The organism is Nitrosospira sp. CT (assembly GCF_059489795.1).
This window is the reverse complement of the sequence record NZ_JCAHZJ010000076.1, coordinates 1-20,487: the sequence shown is the minus strand read 5'-3', so window position 1 is coordinate 20,487 and position 20,487 is coordinate 1. Positions and strand designations below refer to the sequence as shown.

Annotated in this window: 16 protein-coding genes, 1 tRNA gene and 1 pseudogene; 7 read left to right on the top strand and 11 right to left on the bottom strand. The window is 51.4% G+C overall.

Translation table 11 applies throughout. The features are described from left to right. Positions 1-20: 20 nt before the first annotated feature. Complete coding sequence (gene ypfJ, locus AC52W5_RS13505; protein ID WP_074974940.1) at positions 21-887, bottom strand: KPN_02809 family neutral zinc metallopeptidase; 867 nt, start codon at positions 885-887, stop codon at positions 21-23. Positions 888-1,128: 241 nt separating this feature from the next. On the opposite strand from ypfJ, the gene AC52W5_RS13500 reads away from it, so the two are divergent. Beyond that, on the top strand, positions 1,129-1,401 hold the full coding sequence (locus AC52W5_RS13500) for a hypothetical protein (protein ID WP_256210466.1): 273 nt from the start codon (positions 1,129-1,131) through the stop codon (positions 1,399-1,401). Between the two features lie 47 nt (positions 1,402-1,448). On the opposite strand, the gene AC52W5_RS13495 is transcribed toward AC52W5_RS13500, so the two are convergent. Then, positions 1,449-4,763, bottom strand: a complete 3,315-nt coding sequence (locus AC52W5_RS13495) for a bifunctional diguanylate cyclase/phosphodiesterase (protein ID WP_495671363.1) — start codon at positions 4,761-4,763, stop codon at positions 1,449-1,451. A 271-nt stretch (positions 4,764-5,034) separates the two neighbouring features. Here AC52W5_RS13495 and AC52W5_RS13490 point away from each other — a divergent pair, with 271 nt between their 5' ends. Further along, positions 5,035-5,913 carry a hypothetical protein gene (locus AC52W5_RS13490; RefSeq protein ID WP_495671362.1) on the top strand — a complete coding sequence of 293 codons (879 nt, stop codon included), beginning with the start codon at positions 5,035-5,037 and terminating at the stop codon, positions 5,911-5,913. Between the two features lie 82 nt (positions 5,914-5,995). On the opposite strand, the gene AC52W5_RS13485 is transcribed toward AC52W5_RS13490, so the two are convergent. From AC52W5_RS13485 to AC52W5_RS13475, 3 genes are all read right to left on the bottom strand, one after another. Continuing rightward, a complete protein-coding gene (locus AC52W5_RS13485; RefSeq protein ID WP_495671361.1) occupies positions 5,996-6,724 on the bottom strand; it encodes an HAD family hydrolase in 729 nt (242 codons plus the stop codon). Between the two features lie 12 nt (positions 6,725-6,736). Next, positions 6,737-7,732, bottom strand: a complete 996-nt coding sequence (locus tag AC52W5_RS13480) for a phosphotransferase (RefSeq protein ID WP_074974944.1) — start codon at positions 7,730-7,732, stop codon at positions 6,737-6,739. A 63-nt stretch (positions 7,733-7,795) separates the two neighbouring features. Next, entirely contained in the window at positions 7,796-8,473 is a 678-nt protein-coding gene (locus tag AC52W5_RS13475) for a dioxygenase family protein (RefSeq protein WP_495671360.1), read from the bottom strand. 168 nt (positions 8,474-8,641) lie between these two features. Here AC52W5_RS13475 and AC52W5_RS13470 point away from each other — a divergent pair, with 168 nt between their 5' ends. Further along, on the top strand, positions 8,642-9,751 hold the full coding sequence (locus tag AC52W5_RS13470) for an NAD(P)/FAD-dependent oxidoreductase (RefSeq protein WP_495671359.1): 1,110 nt from the start codon (positions 8,642-8,644) through the stop codon (positions 9,749-9,751). A gap of 55 nt (positions 9,752-9,806) precedes the next feature. On the opposite strand, the gene ygiD is transcribed toward AC52W5_RS13470, so the two are convergent. Next, positions 9,807-10,577: a 4,5-DOPA-extradiol-dioxygenase gene (ygiD, locus tag AC52W5_RS13465; RefSeq protein ID WP_495671414.1), complete on the bottom strand. Its 771-nt coding sequence runs from the start codon at positions 10,575-10,577 to the stop codon at positions 9,807-9,809. 163 nt (positions 10,578-10,740) lie between these two features. Then, a complete protein-coding gene (locus AC52W5_RS13460) occupies positions 10,741-10,929 on the bottom strand; it encodes a hypothetical protein (protein WP_074974947.1) in 189 nt (62 codons plus the stop codon). 428 nt (positions 10,930-11,357) lie between these two features. On the opposite strand from AC52W5_RS13460, the gene AC52W5_RS13455 reads away from it, so the two are divergent. Then, positions 11,358-13,220 (top strand): GumC family protein, encoded by a 1,863-nt coding sequence (locus AC52W5_RS13455; RefSeq protein WP_495671358.1) that lies wholly within the window; start codon positions 11,358-11,360, stop codon positions 13,218-13,220. Between the two features lie 121 nt (positions 13,221-13,341). On the opposite strand, the gene AC52W5_RS13450 is transcribed toward AC52W5_RS13455, so the two are convergent. Beyond that, positions 13,342-13,704, bottom strand: coding sequence for a hypothetical protein (locus AC52W5_RS13450; protein ID WP_495671357.1), 363 nt, complete (start codon positions 13,702-13,704; stop codon positions 13,342-13,344). Between the two features lie 523 nt (positions 13,705-14,227). Here AC52W5_RS13450 and AC52W5_RS13445 point away from each other — a divergent pair. Continuing rightward, positions 14,228-15,664 carry a homospermidine synthase gene (locus AC52W5_RS13445; protein WP_495671356.1) on the top strand — a complete coding sequence of 479 codons (1,437 nt, stop codon included), beginning with the start codon at positions 14,228-14,230 and terminating at the stop codon, positions 15,662-15,664. Between the two features lie 148 nt (positions 15,665-15,812). Here AC52W5_RS13445 and AC52W5_RS13440 read toward each other — a convergent pair whose 3' ends face one another. Next, the gene (locus AC52W5_RS13440) at positions 15,813-16,010 is read right to left on the bottom strand and encodes a hypothetical protein (protein ID WP_074974950.1); all 198 of its coding nucleotides are present in this window, start codon (positions 16,008-16,010) and stop codon (positions 15,813-15,815) included. 539 nt (positions 16,011-16,549) lie between these two features. Then, positions 16,550-17,785, bottom strand: a complete 1,236-nt coding sequence (locus tag AC52W5_RS13435) for a vanadium-dependent haloperoxidase (RefSeq protein ID WP_074974951.1) — start codon at positions 17,783-17,785, stop codon at positions 16,550-16,552. A gap of 324 nt (positions 17,786-18,109) precedes the next feature. Here AC52W5_RS13435 and AC52W5_RS13430 point away from each other — a divergent pair, with 324 nt between their 5' ends. After that, complete coding sequence (locus tag AC52W5_RS13430; RefSeq protein WP_074709052.1) at positions 18,110-18,328, top strand: hypothetical protein; 219 nt, start codon at positions 18,110-18,112, stop codon at positions 18,326-18,328. Between the two features lie 1,049 nt (positions 18,329-19,377). Then, positions 19,378-19,453 (top strand) — tRNA-Asn (locus tag AC52W5_RS13425). Between the two features lie 255 nt (positions 19,454-19,708). Here AC52W5_RS13425 and AC52W5_RS13420 read toward each other — a convergent pair. Continuing rightward, positions 19,709-19,987 (bottom strand): annotated as a pseudogene (locus AC52W5_RS13420) (integrase core domain-containing protein); the annotation flags it as partial. Positions 19,988-20,487: the final 500 nt, after the last annotated feature.

Below are 20,487 nucleotides of genomic sequence, written 5' to 3'. Positions count from 1 at the left end.
CTGTGAGTTTTGAGGCAAGGTTACAGTTTTCCCGCTCCCACGGTATTGCAATCTGTCATGTTTCCCGTTTGCAATCCCCGCGTGAACCAGCGAGTACGCTGCGCGCTTGTGCCATGCGTGAAGCTTTCCGGCACAATCGTGCCGCGCGTCTTGCGCTGCAACGTGTCGTCGCCAATCTGCGTTGCTGCGTTCATTGCTTCCTCGATATCACCTTGCTCCAGCCACCCCTTGGAACGCTGCGAATGGTAAGCCCAGACCCCGGCCAGACAGTCCGCCTGTAATTCAACGCGTACCGACAAGGAATTTGCCTGTGAGCGCGGCAAGTGCGCGCGAGCGGCATTCACCCGATCGGAGATGCCAAGGAGATTCTGTACGTGGTGCCCGACTTCGTGCGAAATGACATATGCCTGCGCGAAGTCGCCTCCTGCCCCAAGCTGGTTTGCCATCGTATCGAAGAAGTTCAGGTCGATATAGATGCGCTGGTCCTCCGGGCAGTAGAAGGGACCCATTGCCGCGCTTCCCTGGCCACACGCCGTTAGAGCGGCACCTCGAAACAGCACAAGTTTGGGCGACTCATAAATTTTGTTTTCCTGCCTCAACAGGCCCGTCCACACATCCTCGGTATCGGCGAGGACCGTCGAAACAAAGGCTGCCTGCATGTCCCCTGGGGGCGCCGGGGGTGCAGGGCCTTGTTCCTGAACCATGCTGCTGCCTCCGCCGGTGATCACGCTGAGCATGGTGAGGGGGTCGATACCGAACAACAGCCCACCGATCAACGCTATGACAATCGCACCGGCGCTGATTCTGCCGCCACCCAGCCCAAATCCGCTGCCCGAACCTCGGCGATCCTCGACGTTACTACTTTGGCGGTAACCTTCCCACTTCATTTTTGGCTCCAGGTACAATCAGTTCTTGTGTAATTGCGTAATCCCTTGTTAATTTTTTAGGAGTCTTGCCTTCAGTCCCTTCCACTCAGTCCCTTCCACTCAGTCCACGCGCGGTCGCTCAGGCCGCGCGGTAATCATCACTCGAGCTCAAAGGCGCCCGCAGCCTTATGATCGGCGCGGAACTCGTGCAGCATACGCGGTCACCCTGCAATTTCAGTATACTATGTTCGCATGAGGACAAATGTTTGCGATCGTACAGACACCGCAATTACCAGGATATATTGTTTTTCTTTCCCTGATCTTGATGACTACCACAGGAGATAATATGAAGGGGGCGCGTAAACTGCTTTATCTGGCAATATTTTTATTGGCAGCGCCAGGTCTGTCCGGCTGCTGGCTACTCGCGGCAGGTGGCGCAGGAGCTTATGGTGGTTATAAAATGAAAGAAGAAGGATATACGCTGCAAAATCCGGTTACAAAGGAGAAACGCAGCGATCAGCAGGAGAAAGATTGAAAGAAATAAAAGCTCACTCGCGATCCTGGCGCTTTTGGATATCCCGGCTAGGAGGTGCTTCCTGCGCGGTTTTGCCGCGCGCCTACCCATGCTTCAAACTCATCGGCAGCCATGGGCCAGGCATAAAGATAACCTTGGCCTTCCTTGCATAAGACACTCTGGAGAAATTCCGCTTGCGCTTCCGTTTCTACGCCTTCGGCAATGATACGGAATCCCAGGTTGAGACCCATTGCCACAATTGCCGCCGCGATGGCCTCGGCATCATTATTACCCGGCACATCCCGCACGAATGACTGATCAATTTTGAGGCGATCAACAGTAAACTGCCGTAAATAGGCGAGACTTGAGTAACCCGTGCCAAAATCGTCGATTGCGACTTTCACTCCAAGCGCATCCAGTTCGCGCAGCTTGTTCAGTGCGGGTTCCGCACCCTGCATCACCGCGCTTTCAGTAAGTTCCAGTTCCAGGCTCGAGGGGGTCAAACCGGCCTCCTGAAGCGTATTTTCAATGACGTCGACAAAATCAGTCTGGCGGAATTGCACTGCCGAAACATTGACCGAGATGCATCCATTCAGCAATCCACGTTCATACCACAGTCGCGCCTGCCTGCACGATTCGCGCAAACCCCATTCCCCGAGCGAGAGAATCAGTCCCGTATCCTCCGCAACGGGAATAAAGCGAACAGGGGAAATCAATCCCCGTGCGGGATGACGCCAGCGCATCAACACTTCCACCCCGATAATACGGCCTGTTGCAAGCTCGATCTGGGGCTGATAAACCAGAAACATTTCACCGCGTTCGACCGCCCCGCGGAGATCATGTTCCAGGCTGAGCCGCTCGATCGCCCGGACTGTCATGTCTTCCGAATAAAACTGGTAACGGTTGCGGCCGGCTTCCTTTGCTGTGTACATGGACGCATCCGCATTGCGCAGGAGGATATTCGGTTCCGTGCCATTATCGGGATAGATGCAAATGCCGACACTTCCAGTCAGCAGCAGCTCATGCTTTTCAATCTGGTATGGTTGCGAAAGACCCTCTATGATCTTTTGCGCTACACGGGCTGCATCCTCTGCGCTTTCGATCTCGCTGAGGAGAACAACAAATTCATCACCTCCCACGCGGCTTACCGTGTCTACACTGCGTATCGAGGTCTGCATTCGTTCGGCCACAGCCTTCAGCAAATGGTCGCCGATATCATGGCCAAGCGAATCATTGATTGCCTTGAAACGATCGAGGTCTACAAACAGTACAGCAAGGCGTTTGGCTTGCCGTGCTGCACGGTTGATTGCCACTCTCATCCGGTCGGCCAGCAGGGCGCGGTTTGGCAGGCCAGTGAGCGAATCGTAATGGGCCAGATGGAGTATTCGTTGTTCTGATGCCTTGCGTTCTGTAATATCGCGCGCAAGAACGATAAAACGGGGACCGGTTGCGGGATCGACATGCTTGCGCGAGACGGAAAGCTCGAACCACCACTTATCTTCCCGGCTGGGAAGGCGAAGTTCCAATTGTTTCCCGGAGGAGAGCCCTTTCTCCTGCGCCTCCGTCAATGCCGACAAGATAATATCTACTGCACTGGTCGGGAGAACATCCGAAACTTTTTTGCCTACAAGGCTTTCACCGGATACAGTCGGGAACTCGGTACGCCGGACCGAATGCCACGCGTGAACGCAGCCATCTGCATCGAGCTCGAACAGCAAATCGGGAATGGCGTCGAGCGTGGCCTGGAGCTGGCGGCGCGCGGCCAGAATCTCGGTTTTCTGACGCTCCTGTTCGGTAATATCCCGAATCATGACGACAAAATAATTCACTGTGCCATCGTCCCTGCGGACGCATTTGACATCCACATTAGCGAAGATTACCGAGCCGTCCTTGCGGATGAAGCGCTTGTTCATCGCATAACTCTCGGACTCGCCCCTCATGATACGCTCACGCTCGGCAATACCTTTAGCGATATCATCCGGATGAGTTACCTCAATCCAGGTTTTTTTTGCCAGCTCCTCACTTGAGTACCCCATCATCTCGCAAAACTGGTTGTTGAACCGCAGCCAGCGTTTTGTATCGGGCGAAGTGATTGCCATGCCGATGAATGGCAGTTCATAGAAATACTTGAGGAGGCGATCCTGCTCGGCGGTGTGAACGATCAGTGCCAACCGGTGGGCACGCTGCTGTTGGCGCCATAGCAGCAGCAGCACGACGCTTACCGTAGCAACTGCAACCAGGATGACGACGCTGATCCAGAATACAAGGGTCCATAACTGTGCCAATACTTCATTCTGGTCAATTTTTGCAAGCAGTCGCCAGTCGCTACCAGTAAGGGGCCTATACGCGGCAAGCACCTGTTCGCCGCGGTAGTCGATTCCATGTACCGTTCCTTGTTTTTCGTCGCGGGTGGCAATAGTGCTGGCAAGTTTGTCGCTGGCCACAAGCGCGTGATATCCATCGACCGTGTGCGTTTGTTGAGAGGGGTGCAATTTATTGAGATAAGTGACAATTTCATCTTTCTGAACGGCAAGCAGTATCTCTCCACTGGCGCTGATGCCTGGCCATTTCTCGACCAGCGGAAGAAGGAATTGCTCCAGATCCGCCCGTAAGAGCACAACGGCAACAGGTTCCTTATTTGCTGTCTCAGCCACCAGAGGCACTGCAATATCCAGCAGCGCTTTTCCGTTTTCATCCAGAAAGAAATCCGTACTCTCTATCTGATGGGTGTGTAATGTGGTGGATAGTAATTCGCGGGTAACGGATGGCAGTTCACGCTTTTCGCCTAACACGAGCAAAGGTCGGCTTTCAACATCAAGCAATATCACTGATTCGTAGCTGTAGGCTTGCCGTACTGCCTCCAGGCGATTACGGATGAGCTCCATTCCGTGTCCGTCTATTCTTCGCTGGAGATTGACCACTCGTTCGATGAGCGCCTGGCTCGCCTGCAACGCTTCCGCATCGTTATGTCGTTCTGCGAGCCAGAGTTCGATCTGTTCCGCCTTTAGATCAACGATCGTTTGCAGATCAGCATAAGCGCCTCGCTCTATCTGCGGTCCATACATTTTTACAATAACTATGCTGATAATGGGCGCCACCATCGCCAGCGAGAAGAACGCCAGTATCAGCCGGTTCAGCCGGAAACCTGGCGAGGCCGAAACTGTCGCGCGCCCTTCCCGAAAGGGGGTGTCGCGGCCCAGTTTAAGCAGCGCATAAAACAGGATACTGCTAATGGCAATAAGAACCAGTTCCTTTGCCAGATCCGCGCGGCCCCACAAAACCGGATCTTCGAGCGTGAGCGATATCAGATAGCCCGCAACGGCAATCCAGAGAGTCGATAAAGCGACGTAAAGCAAGACGATCAGCCAAGGGGGGCGACTCATCGTATAACGGTTGAGCAATGGAGAAACTTTATCATCGGAGTTCGGAAGCCCGGTATCAACGGGGGATAAAGTATCTCCCGGTTATTTGTTCATTTATTGGCAGAGCCTGAGTTCAGGGTTCAGGGTCAGTTCAGCATAAAGTTAGACAATTATCTGTACGATTGATCACAATGGTTGTGTTTTCTGATCGTCGAATCTTCCTTGAGGCAAAGCTTTCTTCTGGCCGGGTAACATCTTATATATAATATGTTTGCCTTTTTGGAGGAGCATCATGAAAAAGGGATATATTTCCGCTCTCGCGCTTATTCTGCCTGGCGCGCTGATCTGGCCGATTCTGCCGGGGAATGTGTTAGCCAGCGAAACATGCCATAGCTCTCTGGCAAACGGATTTTATGACGAATACCAGAGGATTACGCCGCCCTTGAGAGACCGGGCAATGTATGCAGAATTGTGCGCATTGAGGTATGAAGACGCGCAAAAGGCGATCAAGCGTGCGCAGCAGTTCGGTAAGGACAAATCGCTGGGACTGACGTATGGGCTTGTCAATCTGGATGATTTTCCGCCTGATGATAGCCCGGATTCAAGCTCTAGTCCGGCAGATACAATGAGCGACATGCGGTTCGGGCAATGGAAGGGTGGATATTGTGCTCAAAATGCAACGCTCGATCCTTCCCACGCTGCGGAGTTTTTTATGCAGCGTGCAGTGGCAGGCAATAGCGATGCGTCCAGGTCAGTCGAAAACTGGTCAGCATGCCTGCGCAAGCGTCCGGGGTTGACCTGCTGGGCAACTCCGGCCAAGTTATCCTCCGCAGAACAAGGGGAAGAATTTTTGCTTAATGTCAATTGGGCATCGAGCGGGATTTCCGAATCTCAGGTCCAGCCCGAGGTCGAGTATTCCTACCTTACGAGAGGCGGGGTTGCGAGGTTCGACGGTGTGGCAGCGTCTCGAATACTGCCTGACGGCTATAAATTGAAAGCAGGAACGCTACAGATCCCTGTTACCCGCCCTGCAGACAAGGGTGTGTTTGCAACCCTCAAGGTAAGCCATGCCGGAACGGAACACAGCTGCAAGGTTTTCGTACCGGGGGACAGGGACTTTTCGTTATCCGAACCCTTTATTAACCGATTGAAGATTAAATACCCGGGTTGAGAGCGACTTTCCCCCGCTATCCTTTCTTTTATCTCCTTTTTCATAAGGGAGGGGGAATCGATTCCTCGCGCTGCGGTCGACACTAACGTTGCGCCAGTTGAGCTATGCCGGTGAGGATATCCTCGAATTGTTGGGTCCGATATGCGGGTACAACATTCTCGTAAGTTTTGGTGCCCTGATTGGAGTCGAAAAAAATCGTCCTGATATCGAGAAGCTGAGCTCCATATACGTCCCGAAACATATCATTTCCGACCGCGATTACCTCTGAGCGCGAGATACCCATTTTATCGAGCGCTTTGTTGAAGAGGCGGGAATCGGGTTTTCTGAAACCGTAGTAACTGGAAATGATGACAGGATTGAAATAACTCTCAAGACCTACTGCCCGAATTTCGGGCAGTGCGAAACAGGGTTGTGCGTCAGACACCAGCGCGAGTTGGTAGTGCGCCTGAAGCTCATTCAATACTTCCTTCACGTTTGGATAGAGTCGAAGGCGTTTGCGGGAGATGCCGCGATAAATATGGGCGATCACTTTCGCCTGCTGCCCCCGGATATAGCCTGACTTGATGCCTTGCTGGAGGAGCAGTTCGTTCCATATGGCTTCCACATCGATTTCCGGGTATTCCTCACCTCTCGCATCTTTCTGTTGTCTCATGATGGCATAGTAGCGCTCCCGCAACTGTCCACGATGAAGATATATACCCTGGTAAACCAGGTAGTGCGCGATGGCGCGATAGATTTCATCGATGGATTCATCGGTTTCGATATCGATCAGCGTGCCATAGAGGTCAAACAGGATGCCTTTTATTGCCATGATGTATATCCCTCAGGCCAACGTCTTTCTGGTTTCATCCAGTAAGCGCTCCCTATACGTCCCATCGATCCACGCGTTGCGGCTGATGCGCAGGAGAGTGAGTGCGGCATAGAAGGGAAGACGGCGGGTTATCGCAGCGAAGGCTGCATCGCGATCGGGAAAATGACAACTGTATTCCCATAGAAAATGCCCGATAAAGGGTTCGGCCCGCGACTTGTCGCCCGTCTGCTGCAAGAAGAAATGCTGGAGTTCGCCTGCGACCCGGCCCAGATCAAACACCCTGTCAGATGATTTCATCCGCTCCAGATCAAGCATGATGACCCAAAGGCCATCGCCAAAAAGAACATTATCCGGAGTAACATCGCCATGGATCAGAACCTTGCAGTCTTCCCACATGCAGGCTTTGTCCCTCCATCGGTTTTTTAGCCGGTACAAGTCCTGCGCCTGATCCCATCCAATCCATGCTGCACTTAGCAATCGGTTCATGACTTGGTCAAAGTAATCGCATTCTTTGTTGAAATCCACCTTGCTATCGTGGGCTGTCCGGTTATGCAGCGTGGCAAGAGAATAAGCGAGCGCGGTAAGCTTCTGGAAAAGAACATCGTGCACATTCTCGCGGATCGCCTTGAGAATGACATGTTTGAAATGTGTGCCGTAGCAATATTCTTCCACAACCACGCGATTAAGGCTGGCGTTGCGGCCAAGGGGACGCGCTACATAGTGGGGATAGGCATTGAAGCCGATTCTGCGCAGGTAATTCAAATTATTGAACTCCTGCTCCATGTGACGCAACGCCGCGTCAGGACTGATATGCGGAACGCCACCGAAGAATTTTCCGATAACCCGCGCTCCGCTGTCCCGCTCTTCATAAAGGTAAACATGGTTGGAGGCCCGCAGCTCATAAACCCTGAAATCCGGATGATTCACGGTGTGCAGCGCCGGGAGGATGTCATGCCGGAGGTATTCATAAAAGGGGTCATCTGTCGACAGATGGCCTAAGTATTTCATTAACCTCTACGATACCTCCGGTTTTTAAATGTGCCTGCACAAAGAACCAGTTGCATTGAGCAGCTAGCCCCTGAAGACAATATCGAATACTCCAACCATAAACTCAGGCTCCTCTGCGGTTGGCGAAAGTAGCTTTACAATCAATGCGTCCGGATTGAGAACGCTTTGGAGGAAGGAATCTTTCTCATTGTAGGGGTCTCCCTCGAAGTACATCTGGGTTACCAGTTCGTCACGACGGCCTCTGACATCGAAATGGATGTGAGCCGGCCGAATTCCAATGCTGCCTGCCGGATAATGCAACGGCTTTATTGTTTTAAACTGGTAGAAGCCGTCAGGACCCGTAGTCGCTGCGCCGAAGCCCTGGAAATTGGGATCGAGGGGCGCGGGATTGGTATCGTCGGGATGCGCATAGCGGCCCGCAGCATTGGCTTGCCAGATTTCAACCTCCGCGCCCGACACCGGTTTGCCATCAGGATTGCGTACTGTTCCCCTGATGATGATGGGCTGCCCCTTGGCGCGTCCTGATCCTCCGGGTACCCGTGTGAGGTCCCCGCTGCGATCGGGTTCGCTCATAATGGGATAAAAGGGACCCAGAATCTGGTCCTGTGTCCGATCCAGGACCTTCCCAAAAACTGCACTGGCAGGCAACATACCCGCGGCAAACATGGCGGCAGACGCTTTTAAAATAGTGCGGCGACTGATCGTCCGGTATTCTTCTTGTTTTCCTTTGCTAGCCCGCATGATTGATATCCTCTTTTAGCCGTGCCTGGTTCCGGTTTCTAAGAATCACGGAGAGGCAAACGTGAACCGGCAATCCTGCCTCTCGACATCACTATCCAGTTCTTCCCTATAAAATGACAGTAGTACAGAATAGTCCTGTTTGCCAGTAAAAAGAGCCGATAGCAGCAAATGTTTCCGGACCGGAGAATATCGGATGTTGTTGTCATAGGTGGTGGACCTGCGGGCGCCACCTGCGCGCTTGCGCTCGCGCGTGCGGGTGTCGATGTAAAGCTGGTGTACTGGGGAGGCTACGCTCCAGGCGGCATCGAACTCATATCGGGTCGGGCGCGTCATTTTATCGAGCAGTATTGTCCCGGTTTTTTTTTAGAGGTAGTGCATGGAATAGAGATTCATGAAACTGTGTCGCTGTGGGATACGGCCGAGCCAATAATATTCAATGCAATGTTTAATCCATGGGGTGCGGGTGTAGCGATTGAGCGTCCGCTTCTGGATGAAGCTTTGCGAAATCTTGCTGTCGATGCGGGCAGCACTATAATCCCCGATGCCAAAGTAGTGGGCGTGGAGCGCCAGCGTGACAGATGGCGGCTGATCGCGCGCTCTTCCCAGGAGGCATCCTCCAGTGAAACCCCTTCCGGCGCAGGCGAACGTGCTATTTATGCGCGTTTTATAGTGCTTGCGACAGGCCGCGTGCCGCTACCGTTTTTTGACCATGTACCTGTATCGGAGCCCTCGCAGATTGCCCTCATGACTTCGCTCCAGGCACGGATGGCGCCCGGCCATACTCTCTATATCGAGGGTACACGCAGTGGCTGGTGGTACGCTTTGCCTGCCGGAAAAGGCTATTTTGCCGGTTTTTGTATCGAACGGAATGAACTCAAGCAGCGGCAGTCGCGCTTAAAGGATTTTTTCTTTCAGGAATTGCAGCGTACTCGTCTTCTCGCGCCATTGACGGCAGGAGCTTCCGATCAGCGGCCGATATCCGGACGCACGGCTGGGGCGACGACGTTTCCAGCAATGGGTGGAGATGCCTGGATTGCAGTCGGAGATGCAACGGCAGCGCCAGACCCTCTCAGTGGAACGGGGATCGAGTGGGCAATCGAATCCGCACAACTCGGCGCAGACATGTTACTGGAGACTTTGCAGAAAGCTGAAGGCAATTTTCTTTTCGATCTGCCGGGCTTTGAGAATGGGATACGCCAACGCGTCGCCGCTCAGAAAAAGACGGCCGCGTACCATTACCATAGGTTAAAAGAGATAAGGGAAGCAAAGGAAACGTGAGGAAGGGCTTTCGTGGAGATACGGGGGTTCAACCTTTGCTTCAGATAAGTGGGCCTTATACGCCGATCTGAACTGCCGTCATGGAAATTGATCCATCATCAAATCCTTCCACCGGAAAATTGATTTCCTCGTTGTGCTGCCTCTGAGCAAGAATATAGAGAAACGGAAGGTAATGGTCAGGGGTTGGTACCGATAGCAATGCGTCCTTTCCCAGCTTTTCATAGGCAATCAGGGATTCGACATTGCCTGATCTCAGCGCTGTACGGACCATTTTTTCAAACCGCAGAGCCCAGTCATAGGGTTCTGCATCATGCTTTCCCCATGAATAGGTGTGCAGATTGTGGACGATATTACCGCTTCCCAGGATAAGGACGCCACGGTCCCGCAACGGTGCCAGATTTCGCGCCATCCCATAATGCCATGCGGCCTCTTTGGTTTCATCTATACTCAATTGAATGACGGGAATATCCGCATCCGGAAACATATGGACGAGGACCGACCAGGTGCCATGATCGAGTCCCCAGGTCGTGTCCATGACCGCATCAGGCAGGAGTAAATCCGCAACTTCCGCTGCAAGTTCCAGGGACCCGGGCGCCGGATACTGGACTTGATACAGCTCCTGCGGGAATCCCCCGAAGTCATGGATCGTGGGTGGATTTTCCTGTGCAGTTACCGCTGTTTTCGGTATGTACCAATGTGCGGAAACACAAAGGATAGCTTCAGGTTTGGCCGGAAGGTCCTTGCTAATAGCGGCCCAAGCTTCAGTATACGCGTTGCGGGACAGGGCATTCATAGGGTTTCCATGGCCTACGAAGATGGCGGGCATTGCGGTCATGAGATTGGGCAGAAGCTATGGAAGTGGGGAAAGTTGGAGGGATGCTGCCGGGCTTACTGGAACGTCAGGATTGTCAAGGTCACGCCGGAAGCACATTGGCAATCGCAGGAAAGCGTGTAGAGATAGCGGCATACTCCTGGTCGACGGGAGCTTCTTACACGTTTTCTCTGAAGTATATCACACCATGATTTTTTCCCGCTTCCGGTAATCTTTCAACCGTTTTCCACTGCTTGCATTTATTCGTCTGAAAATGTTCAAACATTTTTTGCCGAAATGCCGCCGATCGGGGATCGAACGAAGCAAAGGCATTGCCGAACAGAACCTGATCACGATGTTTTTTCATTTTGCGTTTCCTGAAAGGATTAAGAGGCTGATTCTGATTTGCGTTCCGGTTTTGGTACAAACCCTATGTCTATCAAGCGTGCGATTGCTAACCGTCAAGTTAAGGCAAGCGTTTTACAATAATATGAATATCACTGCTTTTTTGGATGGGCCCATTGTCAGAGGATGAACCCTTTCCCGTTTGTGCGGCACCGTACAAAAGCTTCATTTATCGCGTGACATTTGTATCGAATCAATGGAAGAATTGCGCGGAGGAGTATGGGTGATAGATGGCATGGTCGCGGCTGGAGCAGGGGAATTGCAGGCATGATGAAAAACAGAGTCAACTTGCATTTTGGGGGCAATTCACACCAAATGGGGCGGATTGCCGATAAGAGTGAATTCCCTTGGTATCAATCTCGCAGGTTCAATATTTTTGGGCTCGTATTTATGACGAGCGCCGCTATAAGCCTTGCTTACGTTTACAGCCAGCCGGCAATTTATCGTAGCAGCGCGACATTGCTTACTTCGGCCATGACACCGATCGATCAGCAGAGCGATAATGCCGATATCCAGCACGTTGCAATCCAGCGCCAGATCCTGCTGGGACGGGAGCTTGCTGCCGAAACCCTCGCGAAATTGAAGGCTTCTCCCGTCGGCAAATCTCTAAATCGGTTGACTGAATCTGATATTCAGACTTTATTGGCCGTCGAGCCTGTTCCCGAAACCAACCTCGTCGAGGTCACGGCGGAAGGTTCAGATCCCCGCTTTTTGCCTTTGCTCATCAATACATGGATAGATGTATACCTGGAGGCGCGAGGTGAAGAAGTAAAACGTTTGAAGAGCAATACTGAACGTATTGTCGAGGATGAGCTGGAGGGGTTGGCTGACAAGGTTGCTGCGGCGAGGGCGGCGCTGGAGACCTTCCGGGAAAACAACAATATTCTATCAACAGAGCGCGATGAGAATGAACCGTCGGCCCGGCTGAAGGGGCTGAACGAGTCGCTTAACAAGGCTTCCGAGGCGGAGGTCAAGGCGAAAGCGGAACTGGATGCTATCAGGGCCGCAATTGCCCGGGGAAAGGCAGTAGTTCCAGATGACGAGAAAATCAGCCTGGCCGACCTCGAGAAGCGTCTGCATGATTCACGTGAAAAACTGGCGGAATTCGATAAAAAATTTACTCGCGAGTACTTAAACCTGCAACCGGACTTGAAGTCTCTCCCTGAGCAGATCAAGGAACTCGAGACTGCTATCAACAATAAGCGGTTGCGTGGTCAAAATGTAGTCTTGAACGAGGCCGAGGTAAATTATGCGGCTGCACGACAGACTGTCAGGGATATTCGCGAGCAATTGGGCGAGCACAAGCAGCGGGCATCGATCTTCGCGACAAAGTTTACCCAGCACGAGGCGTTGAAGAGCGATCTGGAAGGGCTGGAAAAGCTGTATCGGGATACGCAGGAACGGTTGGTACAGGTGAAAACCGGCCGCAAGGACAAATATCCGCAGGTCGATGTGATCAGCAGGGCGTATGAGTCAAGGGAGCCAGTAAGACCGAACTACAGTCGTGAAGCCTTGATAGCGCTCACCGGTTCCCTGCTGCTGGGGTTGATCAGCGTGTGGGTTTTTGAGTATCTGACCCAAAAAAAGGAACAACAGCCTTCCATTGCGGTATTCGGTGTGGAGAGATATACCCCGCCTGCTGCCGAACTGATTGATCATCCTCATGCCGCGCTTGGGGCCAAAGCCGAACCGTTAGAGCAGAAAACAAACTTTGCCTTGTCAAAACCGGCGCACAGGGAACTTTCGAGCCATCAGTTACGGACCCTGATCAACGCTGCCAGCCTGAAAGGGAAGCAGCTTATCGGTTTGCTGCTCAGTGGCCTCGACATCGATGAGGCGGCAGCACTGAAGGCGAATCAGCTCAACCAGCGTGCCAATGTCATCACCCTCGACGGAAGATCTCCGAGGACGGTGCCGCTCAGCAATCCGCTCAAATCCTTGTTCCAGCAATCTGGCAATCGTCCGGTATGGGATCCGGATGATTCGCAGACACGGGTCGATCTGTCAACAGCGCTGGTTTGCGCCGTAATCGATTCGGGATTGCCTGATCCCCAGGAAATCACCGCCGAGACGGTCCGGCATAGTTACATTACTTATCTTGTACGCCAGGGCTTGCGGCTTTCCGATCTGGAGCAGATCGTCGGTCATCTGGACCCTTCGGTGATTTCGAGTTACAGCGCTTATTCACCTCCACAGCAGGGGCGGCCTCTGTACGAGATCGAAGTGCTGCATCCTGCGTTGCTCGTAATCTGAGCGGAATACCTCTCACGCAAGCAATAATATAGAGAGACTGCTCTTCCCTTAAACCTTTTCCTAAACCGGTCAACCTCTTCGGCTTGAGGAAGCTCTCCGAAGGAATGCCTGGAGATAAGGATCACCCCACTGTCTTCACCGGACCATGATCGTCGCAATGGTCATCATGGGGATAGTGAAGATGGCTCCCGACCAGATAATCCACATGGTCTCCGTGAGGCACGGCTTCGTGACCGCAGTCGGGGCCGTGTACATGGCCTTGCGCGTGACCTTCGCATTCATGTCCCGGAGTACAGTCCTGGGGATTGGTCTCACTGACGTCTATGACATGCTCATCGATATGGTTGCCGTGCGGGTAATGCAGATGGCCATCATGAAGGTAGCAGACATGGTCATCGTGGGCGACGCCAGTGTGGCCGCATTCCGGGCCGTGGGGATGGGTATGATTTTCATGCTGTGGCAGGATACAATTAGAATTCGTCATAGCACTTTTCCTTAAGTCTCAATAAGGTGAATCAGTTCAAAAGCTGCTGCATCCATAAATAAAAATGAAACAACATAACACTCTTGCATTCGAACCGACCTTTTTTTACTTGCGTTACCCGTTACCCTTGGTACGAGGTACGATGACGAGGGCACATCCGGCTCCGGCAGGGTCACATGCAATTTGAAGGGTATATTAAAATAATGGTTTGACCATTGTTTGACCCCCCCAGTTCCTGATCGAGGGAAATCCATGCCGGAAAGACCGGTAGGAGGAGTATTTGCCAGGACGTTTACAATCCTGGTCTGGCGGCAGTTAAGAGTGGAAAGGGTGGAGCGTGAGTACGGGCAGGGATCTACGTCATCTCAAGGAGCCTGTCTGCGACAAAGGATTCTACCTGCGATAAGTATCAGTGTGGATGATACGTGGATCGAAATCGGGAAGTTATGGGACAGAACTGATTGACAACTGGAAAAGGCAGTGATGGCAGTGACCGGCAATAAAGAGGAGGGTTAATTTCGATATGGAAATGAAAGCACACAAGCAGGCAAATACCAAACACGCGCATTTGCAGGGGAATTTGATAATAGTGGGTTTTGGCAGCGTAGGCCAGGCTTTGCTTTCGTTACTGTTTCAGAATATCGAGATGCGTCCGGATCAGGTAAGGATAATTACGGCTGATGAACATGGCGGCGACATCGCACGCCATTTTGGCGTCTTATTCATGCACCATTCGCTGAACGAGGAAAATTATCTTGCTGTGCTGGAGCCCTGGCTCGATGAGGGAGATTTCCTGCTTAATCTCGCAGTAGACGTTTCCAGCCTTGCCCTGATGGAATTGTGCTGCCAGCGAGGCGCATTGTATCTGGATACTTGCATCGAACCCTGGGCCGGCGGATATGTTGACCAATCCGTTTCCCCGTCTTTGCGTTCCAATTATGCATTGCGTGAGCAAGCGCTCACTTTTGCGCGGGAAAAGCGGGGAGGCCCCACTGCGCTTCTGTCGCATGGGGCGAATCCGGGTCTTGCCTCGACGTTTGCGAAACAGGCATTACTGAACATCGCTGGTGACACCGGCATGGCAGTGAAAAAACCGACAAACTCCTGCGAATGGGCGCAACTTGCGCACCAGCTCAACATAAGAGCAATCCACATTGCAGAGCGGGATACCCAGGTTGCTTCCCAACGCAAACAGCCCGATGAGTTTGTCAACACCTGGTCGGTGGATGGTTTTGTCGGGGAAGGTCTTCAGCCATCGGAACTGGGATGGGGCAGTCATGAACGCCATTGGCCGGTGGATGGGGCGCACCATGGATTCGGATGTGATGCCGCCATCTATCTCAGCCGCCCCGGCGCCTCTACCCGCGTGCGGAGCTGGACACCCCTCGGCGGACCGTATCATGGTTTTCTGATAACCCATAACGAATCCATTTCAATAGCCGACCATCTGACATTGAGAGAAAAGGGAGAAGTAATTTACCGCCCAACGGTGCATTACGCTTATCTTCCCTGTGACGATGCTGTACTTTCAGTTCACGAGCTTGCGGGCAGAAATTGGCAGGTACAGGCGAAAAAGCGCATTCTTCGGGATGAACTGGTGGAGGGAACGGACGAGCTTGGCGTATTGCTCATGGGCCATGCAAAATGCGCTTACTGGTATGGTTCCCGGTTATCCATACGGGAAGCACGCCGGCTTGCACGATTCAATAGCGCTACCAGCTTGCAGGTCGTGGCTGGCATTCTTGCCGGGATGATATGGGCTCTGCAGAATCCCAGATCGGGTGTGGTGGAACCTGAAGTAATCGACCACGAACTTGTCCTGGAGGTAGCCAGGCCTTATCTCGGAGAGCTTGTAGGGGTCTATTCGGGCTGGACTCCGTTGCAGGATCGAGGATGGTTATTTGACGAAGATATCGACAGGGATGACCCCTGGCAATTCAAGAATGTCCGCGTAACATAGGATATAAGATCTGCTGCTCGAATCTTTGAAGTTCCTCAACTGGGACTTCACTTTTCATGTGACAGTCCGGGATGCGCTGCCATTGCTGTTGCGTATGGAACAACTGGGGGAACAGGCACTGCCGCTGCATTCCTGAATTTTTGAACTGCTAAACTTTTTCTTTTCTTCCCTGGGGAAATTTCGATCTGCTGACAGACTTTGGAACTGGCGAATTTTTTCCCATGCTATCAGGTGCATCGGCCTTCGATCGAGAATGTTCGAGTTTTTTCTTGGTAAAGATTTCGGCTCCTTTATCGAGCAAGTCAGAAAAAAGGATGTATTTGTGCAAAGTGACATGCTGTTTCACGTTCGACCTCCTAAAGTCCGTTAGAACAACCCGCTACACGCTTAAACTCAAGGCAAAACGTCGCTATAAAAGTTTTAGGCATCACTCCGGACGCTTTTGTTCCCCGACATGTTCACTTCGTCATTTATTGCCGATTTCATGGCCATTTCACTCATGGCTGTCAAGGATTTTGTTTTCCACAATACCTGTGGATAACTTTGTTGATAAGGTATGGGCACAATCGGTAAGTAACGTCTCCGTAACGGATTTTTTTATTCGGCCATTTTTTGTCTTCAAAAAAACAGATTTATTTTCAGTTGCTTATAAATAAGCTTTATATCCAGGAAGTTTTGAAAAAGAGATTTTTCGAAGATATGGGACTTTTGTGACATTGTGGATTAATTCAATTTGTCAAGCCCATTTTCAGCACTGACTGCCTCATTTACTGTGGGTGATATCGTCTCGAATGTGGAAAGGCGCCGGCACGAAATCGCACGGGGATCGTGAGCGCCGTGTGCAAGGCGGGCGCTCAGGGGGAGTTTCTGAGGGCACATAAAAGCTTACTGGTCAGTGCGGAAATATTTCATGACTGCCAGCTCGGCAATTCGCCTGCCCATGGCGGTGCCTACCTCGCCGGAGTTGCGATAATGCACTCCATCATATATGCGTGCGTTGGCTACCTCTTGGATGACCTCATCGATATTTTTCCAACTGCGCATCACGCCGCCCGCCGCGCGACTGGTAGTAGCCAGAGGCGGCACGGGTTCTGCACCGATCTCTGCTTTCAGTACTGTTCCTACCGCGCCTGCGACGATGCAGTGGGCACACGGGTACTCAGGATGCATAGGTGTGTCGATAAAGGGAACCCATGAAGGATCCCGTTCCGTCGCGTTATTTCCATCAAGATCGCCATTGCGGATGGCAGTGACCGGGCGCCAGAAGCCGTAATGATACTTGGCGTCGAATACTGCTATAAGTGCATCGGTCGAAGCCTGGGTTGCCGCTGCAAAGAGGCGCGCATTTCGGGTGATCTCCCTTCCCGGCGCTTCGGCAACCGAACGCATCACTCCATGGTAGATTGGAGGCATTACTTCTTCCCAAAAACGGGCAATTTCGGTCTGCGCAGCAGTGCGCTGGCTGTGCTTCCCGCCCAGCGCCTTGACTTCATTATAGTCGCGTGCCCATAGCTCGCTTTCCAGTTGGGGAGGAGGGCCGGGACGAAATTGAGCAGGATTGTCCATAAGCCAGGGCTTGATCTGCAACCAGTGTGGCGCTTCCGGTATTACAGTAGGGACATAGACTCCGGGAGAGGTGCGCGGGCGATATGATTCTCCTGCATCGGTACCGTCCTGTGCCCGCTGCGATAGAATTCCCGCTGCGGCTTTTTCGCCAATCGCAAGACCATCGCTTCTTGCGATGTCGTCCGGGATGGCGGTGAGCGCTTGGCGATAGGCACTATCAATAGCTGTCCGTTGCGCCGGTACCAGGGCTGTAAGCGTAGCGCGATTTGCCGCTGCAATGGCGGCCTCAACCGAGGCTTCCGGCTTGCCTTTCAGCTTGAGATCGCTGGCCGGATATTGCTGGGTAATTGCGTTTGTTGCCTCATATACCGCGGTTTGCACGATCGCCAGGGCACGATCTGCCGGTAGCGGGCCCAACCCCGAGTCCACGATAATATCGCCTGCCACGCGATTCCAGTGTGTCACTGCGTCGGCTCGCGCCGCGGAACTGACAAGAATAGGTATGACGACTATTGCCAATACCAGTAACCGATTCTTCTTTACATCTTGAGTCATTGTTTTTTCCTTGCTGACGATTGGGCAGGATAGGATATATGAATCGACATAAAAGCCCCTTCCTGCCGAGGTGCATGCTGCTGAACGTTATCCCGATGGAGCAACGGACTATGAAACAGGCAGGAGATTGAGGAGGACGAACATCGCTCGTAGTATTTCTGGCTTTGCCGGCTAACCAGCACTTGCAGGCCTTCACCCAATTAGTGCTGGCTGGCTCAGGACGAGTGCAGAATGAAGCAATTGGTATTAGTATGAAAGTATAACTGCTACAGTCTGAGTTTGATCGGTTATATTAACATTTCCAGATGCTGAGGAGTCTTAACGATGGATATTGAATGGAAGATAGTTGATGAGCATCATCAGGAGGTATTCGTAGAACAGCATGTAAGAGGATTATTGTGGATCACGACCGCAGGGTTCTCTTTCTGGCATAGCTATCCCAATCCGGGAATCGATCTGTCGCACGTAAAGAACATCGAAGAGGCCAAGGAAGTCGTGGAAGCGGCATTGCGGCAAGAGGAGTATGAAAAGCCAGTACGGTAGAAACAGACGGACGTTTAATACTGTTTGATGCTTTGACCAGGCTTCAAGAAGTGTCTTTCAATCAGGAATCCTGAATGCTGAAGCAAGCGAAAATGACAAGGATTCCTGATGCACAAGTGTTCGTCTGAATTCCCCCGTATGCCGCACCTTTTGCATTTCCTGACACCGTTACATCAGACGTTTTATTTTCCACAATTGCTGTGGATAAGTTTGTTGATAAGCTGCTGAAAGGAAGAGTAAGTCACCCTCCTGTAACAGCTTTTTCTTATCTGGCTATTTTTTGAACATTTCTAAAAAGGCTTTACTATCAATAAATTAAAATAAAGTCAAGCTTTGCTGCAACCTTCGAAGAGTACGGCAATTTTCAGTCCTGAACTCAGGGTAGAACTGTGGATTATTCTAAATGTCAAGAGAAATCTTCCCGGTAGATAGTTCTTCCGCTGGTTCTCGTACAGATACAAAGAAAACTTGCTCGTCAATAATGTGTGCTAACGAACGGTTTTGATTACAGCTTTAGCCTATTGTAATAATTCGGCCATTCATTTACTTCATGCCGAATTACAAAATTACAAAAGGGTCATTCCTATGAAAATACTAAAATTGTTTATAGTGACATTATTGCTCGCTCAAATCACGGGGTGTGTATCCGTAGAGCGTCCTGCAGAAAAAGAAAAAGAGAAGGAAAAAATTATTGTCGTGCCCGAGAAAAATTCCGACGACAGAAATTATTGATCGCTTCAGAAAACTTACCGGCGCTTATGCGCCGGCCAATCGCCCAAACAAATACTTCATTAAATGGATCGTCCAATATTAAACATGATCCCTTACAGGAAATTTAATGTTGGACGAGCAAGAGGTGGTCTGTACTAGGGGCCAGCATAACTCTTTCCTGAGCCGCGCTACTTGCAAGCCGATTTCCCTCTTTTGTTGAGATACAAGGCCATTGCATTTCAGTTCCATCAGCCTTAATGGATCCTGTCAAGCCCAATAACTCACTGCTCCGGATTGACCAGTTTGGCTTAAGCTATTAGTATATGCACCTCTCCAATTCCCCGATAGCTCAGTCGGTAGAGCGACGGACTGTTAATCCGCAGGTCCCAGGTTCGAGCCCTGGTCGGGGAGCCAAATAAACAAAGACTTAAACAACGTAAATAAGTTTTTGTTTTTTCCTAGTAGCCATATAGTAGACCGAAAGGACTGCCGTATTAATGGTTGCCTTTATCAGTGGCGTGGCTGTAGTTGTCCTTAGCGACAACAACTGCACTAAAAAGCGAGAGGAGATACAGGTCGAATATTCGCAGAACGATATAGTCTTCCCCAGGATTAGCACCAAGGCGATCTTCTGGTCGGGTGCCAAGAAGGCCATCAGCTACTTCTATTTCACAAACCAGGACCTATTGCTCTGAAGCTGCCCCTATTAAACGGATAGGATGCGGTCAGTGACTGGATGCGGATGAATTGTCTTGGTACTTCATCTTGAGCCTCTTGTGAATATTCATTGTAATCCTCGAAACATTGGTTCAAGCTGTGCCATTACCATTTTTTGGTTCAGGCCAATCGTGGAGATAAACATAATCGCGCTTGAAGGTCTTGATGAAGGCTTCGGCCATGCCGATTGGATTTCGGGGCTTCTGATGGGGGAGTAAAGCAGCTGATGAAGCAACCGTGGATGACTACTTCAATACGTTCAAAACCTGAAGCATTATGCATAGTACCAAGCATATGCCTATCTCCTTCCGATTCAATTGGGCCCGATCTATTCTGGTAAGAGGACGGCTAAAAAGATGGTAATCTTTAAAAGCGACATCTGGCACAGCATTACGGATTAACTGCCACCCCAGCGTCAATAGTGGCGCGGATAGATATCTTCGATTATATCGAGTGATTCATAACTTCGGAAAAAGAAGGCAGCTAGAAATGCGACAGTAGCAGGATTTAGACTTAACCAAACTGTTTTATGAAAATGGGGTAAAAACCCAGGGAGTATTGTTGTTAAATCAGCTATCTTCTCGGCCAATACTTAAGAACGTCATACACGTATGACCCGCCCCCGAAATCAGTACCGGTCTAAAATGGAAAATTCCGGCTCCTGACCCGCCCCCGAAATCAGTACCGGTCTAAAATGGAAAATTCCGGCTCCTTTGGCCTGCCGGACAAGG

Bases quoted from the DNA above. Each gene is read 5' to 3' on its own strand.
- AC52W5_RS13435 (WP_074974951.1), bottom strand. From the start codon at position 17,785: ATGACTCAAGATGTAAAGAAGAATCGGTTACTGGTATTGGCAATAGTC.
- AC52W5_RS13490 (WP_495671362.1), top strand. From the start codon at position 5,035: ATGAAAAAGGGATATATTTCCGCTCTCGCGCTTATTCTGCCTGGCGCG.
- AC52W5_RS13475 (WP_495671360.1), bottom strand. From the start codon at position 8,473: ATGCGGGCTAGCAAAGGAAAACAAGAAGAATACCGGACGATCAGTCGC.
- AC52W5_RS13450 (WP_495671357.1), bottom strand. From the start codon at position 13,704: ATGACGAATTCTAATTGTATCCTGCCACAGCATGAAAATCATACCCAT.
- ypfJ (WP_074974940.1), bottom strand. From the start codon at position 887: ATGAAGTGGGAAGGTTACCGCCAAAGTAGTAACGTCGAGGATCGCCGA.
- AC52W5_RS13460 (WP_074974947.1), bottom strand. From the start codon at position 10,929: ATGAAAAAACATCGTGATCAGGTTCTGTTCGGCAATGCCTTTGCTTCG.
- ygiD (WP_495671414.1), bottom strand. From the start codon at position 10,577: ATGCCCGCCATCTTCGTAGGCCATGGAAACCCTATGAATGCCCTGTCC.
- AC52W5_RS13495 (WP_495671363.1), bottom strand. From the start codon at position 4,763: ATGAGTCGCCCCCCTTGGCTGATCGTCTTGCTTTACGTCGCTTTATCG.
- AC52W5_RS13430 (WP_074709052.1), top strand. From the start codon at position 18,110: ATGGATATTGAATGGAAGATAGTTGATGAGCATCATCAGGAGGTATTC.
- AC52W5_RS13445 (WP_495671356.1), top strand. From the start codon at position 14,228: ATGGAAATGAAAGCACACAAGCAGGCAAATACCAAACACGCGCATTTG.
- AC52W5_RS13485 (WP_495671361.1), bottom strand. From the start codon at position 6,724: ATGGCAATAAAAGGCATCCTGTTTGACCTCTATGGCACGCTGATCGAT.
- AC52W5_RS13500 (WP_256210466.1), top strand. From the start codon at position 1,129: ATGTTTGCGATCGTACAGACACCGCAATTACCAGGATATATTGTTTTT.
- AC52W5_RS13480 (WP_074974944.1), bottom strand. From the start codon at position 7,732: ATGAAATACTTAGGCCATCTGTCGACAGATGACCCCTTTTATGAATAC.
- AC52W5_RS13455 (WP_495671358.1), top strand. From the start codon at position 11,358: ATGACGAGCGCCGCTATAAGCCTTGCTTACGTTTACAGCCAGCCGGCA.
- AC52W5_RS13470 (WP_495671359.1), top strand. From the start codon at position 8,642: ATGTTTCCGGACCGGAGAATATCGGATGTTGTTGTCATAGGTGGTGGA.